At 71.3% G+C, this 12201-nt stretch carries 13 protein-coding genes; 7 read left to right on the forward strand and 6 right to left on the reverse strand.

The genetic code is table 11. The annotated features are described in order from the left end of the window. The first annotated feature begins 73 nt into the window (after nucleotides 1-73). Entirely contained in the window at nucleotides 74-454 is a 381-nt protein-coding gene (locus ACWD35_RS20750; protein ID WP_451352747.1) for a helix-turn-helix domain-containing protein, read from the forward strand. An 89-nt stretch (nucleotides 455-543) separates the two neighbouring features. Further along, entirely contained in the window at nucleotides 544-1026 is a 483-nt protein-coding gene (locus ACWD35_RS20755; protein WP_451352748.1) for a VOC family protein, read from the forward strand. Between the two features lie 8 nt (nucleotides 1027-1034). On the opposite strand, the gene ACWD35_RS20760 is transcribed toward ACWD35_RS20755, so the two are convergent. The 4 genes from ACWD35_RS20760 to ACWD35_RS20775 all read right to left on the reverse strand — a co-directional run bounded on the left by ACWD35_RS20760 (nucleotide 1035) and on the right by ACWD35_RS20775 (nucleotide 5735). Then, entirely contained in the window at nucleotides 1035-1907 is an 873-nt protein-coding gene (locus tag ACWD35_RS20760) for a geranyl diphosphate 2-C-methyltransferase (RefSeq protein WP_451352749.1), read from the reverse strand. A 47-nt stretch (nucleotides 1908-1954) separates the two neighbouring features. Beyond that, entirely contained in the window at nucleotides 1955-3007 is a 1053-nt protein-coding gene (locus tag ACWD35_RS20765) for a family 2 encapsulin nanocompartment cargo protein terpene cyclase (protein ID WP_451352750.1), read from the reverse strand. Nucleotides 3008-3023: 16 nt separating this feature from the next. Further along, a complete protein-coding gene (locus tag ACWD35_RS20770; protein WP_451352751.1) occupies nucleotides 3024-4466 on the reverse strand; it encodes a family 2B encapsulin nanocompartment shell protein in 1443 nt (480 codons plus the stop codon). Nucleotides 4467-4682: 216 nt separating this feature from the next. Further along, on the reverse strand, nucleotides 4683-5735 hold the full coding sequence (locus ACWD35_RS20775) for a zinc-binding alcohol dehydrogenase family protein (protein WP_451352804.1): 1053 nt from the start codon (nucleotides 5733-5735) through the stop codon (nucleotides 4683-4685). A 184-nt stretch (nucleotides 5736-5919) separates the two neighbouring features. On the opposite strand from ACWD35_RS20775, the gene ACWD35_RS20780 reads away from it, so the two are divergent. Both ACWD35_RS20780 and ACWD35_RS20785 read left to right on the forward strand, forming a co-directional pair. Then, on the forward strand, nucleotides 5920-6714 hold the full coding sequence (locus tag ACWD35_RS20780) for a VOC family protein (protein WP_451352752.1): 795 nt from the start codon (nucleotides 5920-5922) through the stop codon (nucleotides 6712-6714). 78 nt (nucleotides 6715-6792) lie between these two features. Then, nucleotides 6793-7485, forward strand: a complete 693-nt coding sequence (locus ACWD35_RS20785; RefSeq protein WP_451352753.1) for a ribonuclease H family protein — start codon at nucleotides 6793-6795, stop codon at nucleotides 7483-7485. Between the two features lie 33 nt (nucleotides 7486-7518). Here the strand turns inward: ACWD35_RS20785 and melC2 are convergent, their stop codons facing one another. Together melC2 and melC1 are read right to left on the reverse strand one after the other, a co-directional pair. Next, nucleotides 7519-8340 (reverse strand): tyrosinase MelC2, encoded by an 822-nt coding sequence (gene melC2 / locus ACWD35_RS20790; protein ID WP_451352754.1) that lies wholly within the window; start codon nucleotides 8338-8340, stop codon nucleotides 7519-7521. A 36-nt stretch (nucleotides 8341-8376) separates the two neighbouring features. Next, nucleotides 8377-8769: an apotyrosinase chaperone MelC1 gene (melC1, locus tag ACWD35_RS20795; RefSeq protein ID WP_451352755.1), complete on the reverse strand. Its 393-nt coding sequence runs from the start codon at nucleotides 8767-8769 to the stop codon at nucleotides 8377-8379. 340 nt (nucleotides 8770-9109) lie between these two features. Here melC1 and ACWD35_RS20800 point away from each other — a divergent pair, with 340 nt between their 5' ends. The 3 genes from ACWD35_RS20800 to ACWD35_RS20810 all read left to right on the forward strand — a co-directional run bounded on the left by ACWD35_RS20800 (nucleotide 9110) and on the right by ACWD35_RS20810 (nucleotide 12168). Next, nucleotides 9110-9931 carry a lipase family protein gene (locus ACWD35_RS20800; RefSeq protein WP_451352756.1) on the forward strand — a complete coding sequence of 274 codons (822 nt, stop codon included), beginning with the start codon at nucleotides 9110-9112 and terminating at the stop codon, nucleotides 9929-9931. A 105-nt stretch (nucleotides 9932-10036) separates the two neighbouring features. Beyond that, nucleotides 10037-11530: an MFS transporter gene (locus ACWD35_RS20805; RefSeq protein WP_451352805.1), complete on the forward strand. Its 1494-nt coding sequence runs from the start codon at nucleotides 10037-10039 to the stop codon at nucleotides 11528-11530. After that, on the forward strand, nucleotides 11527-12168 hold the full coding sequence (locus ACWD35_RS20810; RefSeq protein ID WP_451352757.1) for a TetR/AcrR family transcriptional regulator: 642 nt from the start codon (nucleotides 11527-11529) through the stop codon (nucleotides 12166-12168). Before ACWD35_RS20805 ends, ACWD35_RS20810 begins: the two co-directional genes overlap by 4 nt. The last annotated feature ends 33 nt before the right edge of the window (nucleotides 12169-12201 follow it).

A 12201-nucleotide genomic window follows, 5' to 3' on the forward strand; every position in this document is an offset into this window, starting at 1 on the left:
GGGATGCCCGGTCCGGGATTCACCCAGGGCGGAATGCCCTCGCCTTTCCGCCGACGGCTCCTAGGCTGACGGGATGAGCAACGAGGTGAGCGAGGAAGCCCGAGTGATCCCCCTGCGCCCCGCGGCGCCCGCGCGCCCGGACGCGCCCGCGCCCAAGGAGCCGCTATGGCGTGACCTGGTCGGTGACGTGCTGCGCCGCGAGCGGCAGGCGCAGGAGCGCACGCTCAAGGAGGTGGCGGAGGCGGCCCGGATCTCGCTGCCCTACCTGTCCGAGGTCGAGCGTGGCCGCAAGGAGGCGTCCTCCGAGGTGCTCGCCGCCGCGGCCCGCGCCCTCGGCCTGGGCCTCGGTGACCTGCTGTCCCGGGTCCACAGCGAGCTGACCCGGCAGACGAGCAGCACCGTGCGCCGGCATGCGCCTGCCCGGCCGTACAACGGGCTCTGCCTGGCCGCCTGACGGGGCGCGTGTCGGTCCGGTGACCGATGAGCTTCCCGGCGAGGATCGGTCGACACAGGTGACCGCGTTCCACGCTCCAGGAGGTACTCATGGCCACCGACGGATTCACCACGTGTCTCTGGTTCGACGGACAGGCCGAGGAGGCCGCGCGTTTCTACGTGTCCGTGTTCAAGAACTCCGGCATCGGCCGCGTCGGCCACTACACCGAGGCCGGCCCCGGACCGGCCGGCTCCGTGCTGGCCGTGGAGTTCACGGCCAACGGCCAGAAGTTCGTCGCGCTCAACGGCGGCCCGCAGTTCACCTTCAACGAGGCCGTCTCCTTCCAGATCCACTGCGCCGACCAGGAGGAGATCGACTACTACTGGACCAAGCTCACGGAGGACGGCGGCGAGGGCGGCCCCTGCGGCTGGCTCAAGGACAAGTACGGAGTCTCTTGGCAGGTGGTCTACGGCCGACTGATCGACCTGCTCGGCGACCCCGACCCGGAAAGGGCCGCGCGCACCACCCGCGCCATGCTGAGCATGGGCAAGCTGGACGTCGCGGCCCTGGAGCAGGCCTACGCCGGGGAGTGACCCCGCCGTCAGATCCGGTCGGCCGCGATCAGCAGGTACTGGAAGCTGCCGTTGCGGTAGGCGTCGAGGAATGTGTCCTCGATGCCCGTGACCAGATGCTCGGCCTCCTTGCGCAGTTCCCAGTACGGGATCGTCGCCTTGGTCAGGTCCTCCACATGGACCGGCGCCAGGCGGTGGCGGGCCATCGCCCTGAAGTACTCCGAGCGCGGATGGATGTCACAGATGTAGTGCGCGTTGATCAGCGACACCTCGCGTGATGCCCGCCCGTAGGTGTCGTTGTAGCAACCGGTGATCACCACGTACCGTCCGCCGCGCCGCAGCAGCCGGGCGTGCTCGGCGAACAGCAGGTCCAGCTCGACGTACATGGTGGACTCGTTGTTCCAGGACGCCGCGTACGCGCCCGACGCGAAGCCGGTGTCGAGCATGTTGCGGTGGTGGTAGCGCACCTTGTCGTCGATGCCCCGGGCGCGCGCCTGCTCGTTGGCGAAACCGGCCTGCTTCTCGGAGAGCGTGACGCCGTCGGCGTGGCAGCCGTAGCGCAGATGGGCCGTGACGCTGCCGCCGCCCCGGCCGCAGCCGGCGTCGAAGACCCGGTCGCCCGGGGCGAGCGGACCGAGGTGGGAGGCGAGCAGCTCGGCCTGGGCGTGCTCCAGGCGGTGCAGCTCGGCGGTGAGGCGGTCGCGGCGGCGGGCCGGGTCGGGTTCGTCCAGCACCGAGCGGTCGGCGGCTCCGATGCCGTAGTGGTGGTGGTACAGGTTGTCGATCCTGCCGAGTTCGAGGTTGACCGGGTTCTCTTCCGCGTTCCAGTAGTCCGCGACGCGGGTCTGGTACGTGGACTGGGCCGGCGCCGGTGCCGTGGGTCGAGCAGGGGCGGTGGTCAACTGTGACTCCTATTCGCACATGTGACGGTGTTTCAGATCGCGCTGTTCTACCAGTAGTCGGGCAGGTGGTAGCGGTGGGTGTTGGTGGCGTGCCACTCGTGGTTGCCGGACACCCAGGCGGCGAGCCCCTGGGCGTACCGCTCCACGAGGGGCGAGGTGGCGGACAGGGCCGCGGACTCCTCCTCGAAGGCCTCCATGATCCGATTGTGGATCTCGACGGACCTCAGGTAGGCGGCCTTCAGCCCGCGGCGGTCGTTGGCCGCCACCACCTGGGGCAGGTTGAGATGGTCCGGATCGCTCGCCAGCTCCTTGGTGAAGGAGTACAGGTCGTTGACGATCGTCGTGGCGTTGCACGCCAGGGCGGTGATGCGCTGGATCTCGGGGCGGGCGTAGACCTGCTCGGGCAGTTCGTAGCCGTCCACGGCGTCGACGAGCGACAGACAGGGCCGGAAGCTGTTGAACTGCCGCATTGCCAGGTACTCCCAGACCCGTGGCACGTACCGGGTCTCCATCCAGGCGGCTTCGGCGAGATAGCCCAGGTGCAGCCGGGCCATGTCGTGCACGAACCGGTCGGTCTGGCTGGGCGTGGCGAAGGCGGCGTAGTCCGCGAGGGCGAACTGGTACGAGCGCAGCGGACCGTCGGCTCGCATGCCCTGGCGCCACTCCTCCTCCAGCTCCGGGACGCCGTGGTACGGGTCGAGCGCCGACTGGGCCAGGATCAACGGACCGCCCAGGCCGCGCCGTTGTCCGCCCCGGCCCTCGTCCTCCTCGCAGTAGCAGGAGTCGACGACGTTCTCGGCGAGCAGCAGCTTGCCGGCGGCGGTGAGCCGGTCCAGGTCGAGGCCGCCCGGATGCTGCAGCGCGACGGCCCGGCCGAACTGGAAGCCGGAGAAGTCCCCGTGCCAGGCCTGCGGGAACAGGTCCAGCTCGCGGGCCCAGGCCTCCAGACGGCGGTCGATCTCCGCGGCCTTCTCCGGGTCGGCGGGAACGGCCGGCCGGTGGTGCAGCCCGGGGATCACCCCGGTGCGCCGCGTGCTGCGCAGGCTCTGGGCGATGTTCGGCGGCCCGGGCAGTGTGTAGGAAGGTGTGGGTGTGGTCATGAGTCGCTCCGGGCCGTCACTCGGGGATCCGGCCGACCTGGACGTTCTCCAGGATCCCCGCCGCGTCGGGGACGAGGATGGCCAGTGAGTAGTACGCGGTGACGAGATAGTTGATGATCGCGGCTGAATCGATGCCCATGAAACGGACGTTCAGACCCGGCTGGTACTCCTCCGGGATGCCCGTCTGGTAGAGGCCGATGACGCCCTGGTCGGCCTCGCCGGTGCGCAGCGCGATGATGCTGCTCGTGTGGTCCTCGCTGATGGGAATCTTGCTGCACGGGAAGATGGGCACACCGCGCCAGGCCGGGACCTCGTGGCCGTCGACGTTCGCGGTGCCGGGGACGAGGCCGCGCCGGTTGCACTGCCGGAAGAACGCCGCGATGGCCTTCGGATGGGCGAGGAACACCTTGGTCCTGCGCCGCATCGACAGCAGTTCGTCCATGTCGTCCGGGGTCGGCGGGCCGGTGAAGCTGCTGATCCGCTGCCCGTAGTCGACGTTGTGCAGCAGCCCGAACTCCCGGTTGTTGACCAGCTCCCACTCCTGGCGCTCGCGGGTCTCCTCGACGGTCAGCCGGAGCTGCTGCGCGGTCTGGTCCATGGGGTCGTTGTAGAGGTCGGCGACGCGGGTGTGGACCCGCAGCACGGTCTGGGTGAGGGACAACTCGTATTCGCGCGGGGCGAGTTCGTAGTCCACGAAGCCGCCGGGCAGCGTCTGCTCGCCCACATGGCCGGCCTGCACCGGCACCTCGGCCTCGCCCTTGCGGTTCATGGGCCTGCGCTGCCGCTCGGCATAGGCCTCCAGGTGGGCCGCGAGGGACGGCACCCGGTCGCCGAACTCCTGGACGACGCTCCAGGGCAGCGACAGCACCATTCCCGCGGTGTCGGCACGCACCGAGGCCAGCCACAGCGGGTCGGACTGCCCCACGGCCTCGTCGCCCAGCTGGTCGCCGTCGGAGACGACCCCGATGATCTCCTCGTCGCCGTACTTGCCGTTGGTGTAGCGGGTGAAGCGGCCGTGGACGACGAGGTACGCCTCTGTGACGGGCTGGCCCGCCTCGAACAGCACCTGGCCGGCGCGCACTTCACGGGACCGGAAGCGGGTGGCCATCTCTCGCAGGACGTCGAGGTCGGAGTAGCCGCGCAGGATCGGCAGCTCGGTCAGCGTCTCGGGGACGACCCGGATGTCGTCGGCGCCGTTGAGCTCGAAGTGCACCCGGCCGCGTCCCGTGCGCAGGTTCAGCCGGCGGTTGACCCGGTAGGCGCCGCCTTTGACGTCCACCCAGGGCAGGGTCTTCAGCAGCCATCGTGAGGTGATGGCCTGCATCTGGGGTTCGGACTTGGTGGTGGTGGTGAGCTGGCGTGCCGCCCGGGTGCCGAGGCTCGTGAGCTGCCCGTCAAGCGTGGGTTCGGGTACGGGTTCGTCGACGGCGGAACCGGTGGCGCTGTCCGGTGTGGACACTTTCCCTCCAGCGGAGCGGTGAACGAACAGGGGTGACCGGATCGATGGGTGGTGAGCGTGGTGGTGATGCGCTCGGACCAAGCCAAACAGGCCTGGTGAGGTGCCCGGTACGGCGCGAAGGGGGCGGATCTGCTGTCCGGAGTCGTAAACCCGGCGGTCGAGGCACGGGCCGCGCGACGTGGTCCTCGGGTGCCGGTGTGCCGCTTCCCGGCCCGCTCAAGTGCGGTCGGGTAAGGAGAGGTCGGGTAAGGAGAGGCCAGGTAAGGACAGGTCGTTCACCAGGACGGCCGCCCCGTCGAAGCGGCCCGCCTTCAGGTCCGCCAGCGCCCTCGGCGCCTCGGACAGCGGATAGGCGTGCGTGGTCGCGTGCACGCCGTACCGGGCGGCGAGGGAGAGGAACTCCCGGCCGTCCGCACGGGTGTTGGAGGTGACGCTGCGCAGTTCCCGCTCGTAGAACAGCTCGGTCTCGTAGTGCAGGGGCGGCACGTCGCTCAAGTGGATGCCCGCGATCGCCAGCACCCCGCCCCGGTCGAGGGCGCGCAGTGCGACCGGGACCAGCTCACCGGCCGGGGCGAACAGGATCGCCGCGTCCAGCGGTTCGGGCGGCGGCCCGGGGAGCTCGTGCGCGGAGGCCGCGCCCAGCTCCAGGGCCAGCCGCCGGGCCGCGTCACCCCGGGTGACCACGTGCACCGTGGCCCCCTCGGCGAGCGCCACCTGCGCGCACAGATGCGCGCTGCCTCCGAAGCCGTACAGTCCGAGCCGGCCGCCCTCGGGCAGCCCGGTGCGGCGCAGCGCGCGGTGGCCGATGATCCCGGCGCACAGCAGCGGCGCCGTCGCCACGTCGGCCAGGGCGCCGGGCAGCGAGTAGGCGAATCCGGCCGGGACGGTGGTGTACTCGGCGTACCCGCCGTCGGCGTCCCAGCCGGTGTACTCCGAGTGCGGGCACAGGTTCTCGGCGCCCCGCACGCAGTACGCGCACACCCCGTCGGTGCGCCGCAGCCAGGGCACGCCCACCCGGTCGCCCACGGCGAAGTCCCGGACCCAGGCTCCGGTGGCCGCGACCTCGCCGACGACCTCGTGGCCGGGGGTCACCCCGGCCCGGTGCACCGGCAGGTCGCCCTCGGCGACGTGCAGATCGGTCCGGCACACCCCGCAGGCCCGCACCCGTACCAGCAGCTCGTCCCGGCCGGGCACCGGAACCGGCCGCTCCATGAGCCGGAGCGGTCCGTCCTCGACCGGCCCCGGCCGTACCACCGACCACGCCCGCATCGCGTCTTCCGCCACTCATTCGCGTCTTCGGCCGCCGCTGCGCGTTCTCGGCCGCCCGTTCGCAATTCCAGTGTCCGCCCGTGCACCCGTTCGGCGCGCGGGCGGGCCGCGGGATGGCTAGCGTGAAAATCCGGGGCCGTCTTCACCCATCACCCGTCCGGCTGAGAGACCAGGAGGCTGCGTCATGGCCGTGCAACCTGAAGGAACCCCCTGTTGGGCCGACGCGATGTTCAGCGACGTCGAGGGGGCCAAGGACTTCTACGGCGATGTTCTCGGCTGGACCTTCGGCGAGGCCACGTCGGAGTACGGCAACTACACGCAGGCCTATGTGAACGGCAAGGCGGTGGCCGCGGTCGTCCCGCCCATGCCCGGCCAGGAGGGCCAGTCGCAGTGGTGCCTGTACTTCGCCTCGCCGGACGCCGCCGCGACCGCCGCCAAGATCAGGGAGAACGGCGGCGAGGTGCTGATGGAGCCGATGCAGGTCGGCGATTTCGGCACGATGTGCCTGGCCAGGGAGCCCGGCGGAGCCGTGTTCGGCGTCTGGCAGGCCGGCACCCATGAGGGCTTCGAGGCGATGGCGACCCCCGGCGCCTACAACTGGGCCGAGGTCTTCACTCGTGAACCCGAGCGGACGGACACGTTCCTCACCACGGTCTTCCCCTATGTCGCGAAGCAGCTGGAGGACGACGGGGTCGACTTCCGGATCTTCAACATCGGTGACGAGACGGTCCTCGGCCGGATGCGGATGACCGACGAGTTCCCGCCCGAGGTCCCGTCGTACATCAATGTGTACTTCGGCGTCGACGACTGCGACGCGGCCGTGGCCCGGGCCACCAAGCGCGGCGCCGTGCTGCGCTTCGGGCCGATGAGCAGCCCCTTCGGGCGGTTCGCGGCGCTGAGCGATCCGCAGGGTGCGAACTTCTCGGTGATCGACGTCACGACCACCGAGGGCGAGATGCCGAGGTTCGCGGAGGCCTGACGGGGCCCGGACGGGTCCCGGACCCGGGCCGCACCGGGGCCGGACCGGGGCCGGACTGGCGCCCGGTGCGGTCATGGCATGATCGAGCCCATGCGTGAACGTGTTGTGGCCGCGTGCGACGGGGCTTCGAAGGGAAACCCCGGACCGGCCGGATGGGCGTGGGTGGTCTCGGACGACGAGCGGACCCCGGCCCGCTGGGAGGCCGGCCCGCTCGGCCGGGCCACCAACAACGTGGCCGAGCTGACGGCGCTGGAACGGCTGCTCGCGTCCGTCGACCCGGACGTGCCGCTGGAGATCCGGATGGACTCCCAGTACGCGATGAAGGCTGTCACCAGCTGGCTGCCCGGCTGGAAGCGCAACGGCTGGAAGACGTCCGCGGGCAAGCCGGTCGCCAACCAGGACCTGGTGGTCCGCATCGACGAGCTCCTCGACGGCCGCTCCGTCGAGTTCCGCTACGTCCCCGCCCACCAGGTCGACGGCGACCCGCTGAACGACTTCGCCGACCGCGCTGCCAGCCAGGCGGCCTCCGTCCAGGAGCCGGCCGGCAGCGCGCTCGGCTCCGCTGAGCCGCCCCCGTCGCCCGAGACGCCGAAGGCGGCCACCGCGCGCCGCAAGGCGCCCCGCCGCACCGGCGGCGGAGCGTCCTCGCGCACCATCAAGGCGAAGTTCCCCGGCCGCTGCCTGTGCGGTCGCTCCTACGCCGCCGGCGAGTCCATCGCCAAGAACGCGCAGGGCTGGGGCCACCCGGAGTGCCGTACGGCCGAGGCCTGACCGGCACTCCGGTCAGGCGTTTTGACGCGCCGGTCAGGAGTCGAAGGTGTAGAACGCGGTGTGGTCGAGCAGGTCGGCCGGGCGCACGTCGTTCCACGGCTTCATCGTGTCGTTCAGGTCGACCACGTCGGGAGTCTCGCCGTCCGGCACGTACGCGACGTCGGGGTGCAGGGCCTGCCACTCGGCCCACAGCTTGTCGACATAGGCGTGGTGCAGCCAGAACACCGGGTCGTTGGGGGAGACCCCGGTGGCCATCTGGCCGCCGACCCACACATGCACCCGGTTGTGCAGGTTGACGCCGCGCCAGCCCTCCAGGTTGTTGCGGAAGCCGTCCGAGGCGCTGTTGTACGGCGCCGCGTCGTACGTCGTCATCGCGAGCACCGACTCCACCTCCGCGCGGGTCGGCAGCTCGCGCACGCTCGTCCCGAGCGAGCGGCGCAGGAAGGTACGCGCGTCCACGCGCACGCTGATCGTCCAGTTCCCGGTGGTGGCGGCGAACGGGCCGTCCATCACCCGGCCGTCCGTGCTGCGCCCGGTGCCGCCGAGGAAGTCCGGCGCCCAGAGCGACGAGCGCAGCGTGCGGTCCGTGCTCCAGTCCCAGTACGGCAGCGCGACGGAGGCGTCCACCGACTGCAGGGCCTGCTCGAAGTCGAGCAGGAATCTGCGGTGCCACGGCAGGAAGGACGGTGAGCGGTGGCCGGTCCGCTCACCGGAGTCGGTGTCGGACATGATGAAGGCGTTGTGCGTGCGGACGAACTCGTCGTAGCGTCCGCTGCGCTTGAGTTCGAGGACGGCGTTGACGAACGCCCGCTTCTCGGCGGCGGTCAGAGTGGCCTGGTTCTTGCGTACGGTCATGGTGCGCGGTACTCCGGAATGTCCTTGCGGGGGCGGTCAGTTGGCGGGGAACGGCAGCAGCGGGGCGCCCTGCAGCTCGTCCACCGCGGCGCGGGCGGCGGCGCGCGGTGTGGACACCGGGTCGTAGTGGCTCACGACGCTTATCCAGCTGCCGTCGGCGTTCTGCATCACGTGCAGCTGCACCCCGTCGACGAACACGCCGTAGCCGCCGCCGTGTTCGTGGTGGTGGCCGCCTCCGCTCATCGGACGGCCCTGTATCCGGCGGCCCTTGTAGACCTCGTCGAAGGATGCGGGGGCGCCGTGCTGGTGCTCGGCGCCCGAGGAGGCGGGGGCGGCCGAGGCGGCGGGCGCGAGGAGCGTGCCGGCGCCGGCCGCGGCGGCGAGAGTGGCCGCGGTGGTGAGCGCGCGGCGGCGGGTGATGTCGGGCATGCGGGTTCTCCTGTGGGGGAGTTCGGTGATGACTCCGCATGCCTATCGGGCTGCCATGGACCGCAAGAAATCGCCCGGAACCGGTTGGCTACGATCCGGACAATTGGCCACATGTCGTATAGAGTTGAACAAAGACGATCTTGCTGTGGCGGGCCGCCCTCCGTTGCGGAACGGGGAATTCCTTGCCGGGGTGCACCGCTTTCCGGTGATCTTTCCTGTCGGTCGCCCGTTCGAGTGGCGCGGCTCACGGTGTGAAACTGGCGCGATAGGACATCCCGGCACCCTGCTACTCTGCGAACCCGATCGACCACTATGGGTGACTTGTGAAGGAGTCCTCCTCATGGCCGTACCCGTCACGTTCGACCACGCCTCGACCGGCTACAGCCTGGAGCGCGCCTACTGGCTGGCGCGCGCGGCCGATCTCGCCTACAAGGACCGCGCCACCGTCGAGAAGCAGGCCGCCCAGTGGGGCTTCGGCGCGGTGAGGCATCATCACACCCGCTTCACGCCGCCCTTCCCGCTGCAGGACACCCAGGCGTACACGATGGCCGGCGACCGGATGATCGTCACGGCGTTCCGCGGTACCGAGCCCGCCCAGATCAAGGACTGGCTCTCCGACGCCACCACTCCGCCCTGGCCCGGCCCCGGTGGCAACGGCTACGTCCACTACGGGTTCGCCGAGGCCCTGACGTCTGTCTACCCGGCCGTCCATGACGCCCTCGCGGAGCTGCGCTCCGACGGCCAGACCGTCTACTTCACGGGGCACAGCCTGGGCGGAGCCCTCGCCATGCTGGCCGGCGCCCGCCTCTACCTGGAGGAGCCGCACCTGGCCGCGGACGGCGTCTACACCTACGGCCAGCCCCGCACCTGCGACCGGCTGCTGGCCGAAGCGTTCAACAAGGGGTTCGGCGGGCGGATGTTCCGCTTCGTCAACAACAGCGACATTGTGCCCCAACTCCCGCCGGAGCCCGTCTTCACCCATGTCAAGGCGCTGCGGTACATCGACTCGCAGGGCAAGGTCCGCGAGGCGATGCCGATGCTGTCGGCGCTCGGCGACCGGGCCAGGGGGCTGACCGCCGACCCCTTCGCGCCCGCCTCCGACGGCGTCCGTGACCACTTCATGGGCAGCTACCTGGCCGCCTTGGAGAAGAACCTCGCCTGACGGGCCGGGCGGAGCGCCGGCCGGAATGCATTGGTGAATCGTCATTCACTCGATAGGGTGAATTCTTATTCACCTGGCATGTTCGAGACGTCCGTAGGAGCGCAGATGGACCACCCCGGCCCGATAGCCCCGCCGCCCGGCACCCCGGTCGGGGTGCCCCGGCTGCGGGACCGGCTCACCATCCCGGTGCTGGCGTCGGGCGGCATCCTCATGGCGGTCATGCAGACCGTGGTCGTCCCCCTGCTGCCGGACCTTCCCCGGCTGACCGGGGCGTCGGCGGCCACCGTCTCCTGGACGGTCACCGCGACCCTGCTCTCCGGCGCCGTCCTCACCCCGGTGCTCGGCCGGGCCGGCGACATGTACGGCAAGCGCCGGGTACTCACGGCAGCGCTCGCCCTGATGACCGTCGGCTCCGTGCTGTGCGCGCTCTCCTCCGACATCGGCGTGCTTATCGCGGCCCGCGCGCTGCAGGGCGCCGCCGCCTCCGTCGTCCCGCTGTCCATCAGCATCCTGCGCGACGAACTGCCCCCGGAGCGGCGGGGCTCGGCGGTGGCCCTGATGAGTTCCACGGTCGGCATCGGCGCCGCCCTGGGCCTGCCGCTCGCCGCGCTGGTCATCCAGTACGCCGACTGGCACACCATGTTCTGGCTGACCGGCGCCCTGGGCGCGCTGGGCACCACGGCCACCTGGTGGGCGGTCAAGGAGTCGCCGGTGCGCGAGCCAGGCCGCTTCGACGTCCTCGGCGCGCTGGGCCTGGCCGCCGGGCTGGTGTGCCTGCTGCTGGGTGTCTCCCAGGGCGGGCAGTGGGGGTGGGGCAGCCCGCGGATCCTCGGCCTGTTCCTCGCTTCGGCCGTCGTCCTCGCCCTGTGGTGGTGGCAGCAGCTGCGCGCCGAGCGGCCCCTCGTCGACCTGCGCCTGGTGACCCGGCCGCGGGTGGGCCTGTCGCATGTGGCGGCCCTTCTGACCGGATTCGCCTTCTACGCCAACTCGCTGGTGACCGCCCAGCTGGTGCAGGCGCCCAAGGCCACCGGATACGGCCTCGGCCTGTCGATCGTCGCCACCGGCCTGTGTCTGCTGCCCGGCGGCGTCACCATGCTGCTGTTCTCACCGCTCTCGGCTCGGATCTCCGCCGCACGCGGACCGCGGATCACGCTCGCCCTGGGCGCCGCCGTCATCGCCTGCGGCTATGCGGTGCGCATCGCCGACAGCCGCGACCTGTGGATGATCATCCTGGGCGCCACGGTGGTGGCCACCGGTACGACCCTGGCGTACTCGGCGCTGCCGACCCTGATCCTGCGGGCCGTCCCGGCCGGGCAGACCGCCTCCGCGAACGGCGTCAACGTCCTGATGCGCACCATCGGCCAGGCCACCTCCAGCGCGGCCGTCGCCGCCGTCCTCGTCCACCACAGCAGCCCGCTCGCCGGTGTCCCGGTGCCCACGCTGAACGGCTATCTGCTGGCCTTCGCGATCGCGGGCGCCGTCGCCCTCACGGCCTGCGCCGCGGCCCTGACCATCCCCGGCGACACCCCGCCCGACGCCACCCGGCGCGCCCGGGGCGGCACCCGGGGCGCCCGCGACGAGGCGATGGAGGGAGCATGAGTGCCGTGAGCACCCCACCGGCACCCGAGACACCGGCACCCGACGCGCCCACCCCCGGCGCAACGGCACCCGAACCGCCCGCACCGGCCCGCCGCGACGCCGAGGCCACCAAGGCCGCCATCCTCAAGGCCGCCCGCTACCTCCTGACCCGGCACGCGCACGCCGACATCACCCTCAAGGCGGTCGCCGAACGGGCGGGTGTCAGCCCGCCGTTGATCCTGAAGTACTTCGGCAACAAGGACACCCTGTTCGCCCGCGTGATGTCCTTCGACACCGACGCCGACGCCCTGCTGGACGCGCCGCTCGCGGACCTCGGCCGGCACATGGTCCGGCACGTCCTGTCCAGCCAGCGCGAACGCGGCGTCGACCCGCTGCTGCGCATCGCCTTCGCCCCGCTGCACGGCGACCACGGCGACGTCCTGCGCGCCAACTTCCGCGCCCAGGTCACCGAACGCCTTGCCGCCCGGCTCACCGGCCCCGACCCCGGCCTGCGCGCCGAGCTCGCCGTCGCCGGACTCGTCGGCCTCGGCGTGATGTACGGCATCGCCCGCGGCCCCCACCTGCGCGAGACCGACGCCGAGACCATCGTGGACTGCTACGGCCCGCTCGTCCAGGCGCAGTTGACGCCCGGGGGCTGACCCGGGCGTCACCTGCTTCGCGGCCATCGGGTC

It is taken from the genome of Streptomyces sp. NPDC002671, assembly GCF_053592475.1.

Coding starts and splice junctions, on each gene's coding strand:
- melC2 (WP_451352754.1), bottom strand. CDS start 8,340: ATGACCGTACGCAAGAACCAGGCCACTCTGACCGCCGCCGAGAAGCGG.
- ACWD35_RS20780 (WP_451352752.1), top strand. CDS start 5,920: ATGGCCGTGCAACCTGAAGGAACCCCCTGTTGGGCCGACGCGATGTTC.
- ACWD35_RS20785 (WP_451352753.1), top strand. CDS start 6,793: ATGATCGAGCCCATGCGTGAACGTGTTGTGGCCGCGTGCGACGGGGCT.
- ACWD35_RS20805 (WP_451352805.1), top strand. CDS start 10,037: ATGGACCACCCCGGCCCGATAGCCCCGCCGCCCGGCACCCCGGTCGGG.
- ACWD35_RS20755 (WP_451352748.1), top strand. CDS start 544: ATGGCCACCGACGGATTCACCACGTGTCTCTGGTTCGACGGACAGGCC.
- ACWD35_RS20800 (WP_451352756.1), top strand. CDS start 9,110: ATGGCCGTACCCGTCACGTTCGACCACGCCTCGACCGGCTACAGCCTG.
- ACWD35_RS20775 (WP_451352804.1), bottom strand. CDS start 5,735: ATGCGGGCGTGGTCGGTGGTACGGCCGGGGCCGGTCGAGGACGGACCG.
- ACWD35_RS20810 (WP_451352757.1), top strand. CDS start 11,527: ATGAGTGCCGTGAGCACCCCACCGGCACCCGAGACACCGGCACCCGAC.
- melC1 (WP_451352755.1), bottom strand. CDS start 8,769: ATGCCCGACATCACCCGCCGCCGCGCGCTCACCACCGCGGCCACTCTC.
- ACWD35_RS20750 (WP_451352747.1), top strand. CDS start 74: ATGAGCAACGAGGTGAGCGAGGAAGCCCGAGTGATCCCCCTGCGCCCC.
- ACWD35_RS20765 (WP_451352750.1), bottom strand. CDS start 3,007: ATGACCACACCCACACCTTCCTACACACTGCCCGGGCCGCCGAACATC.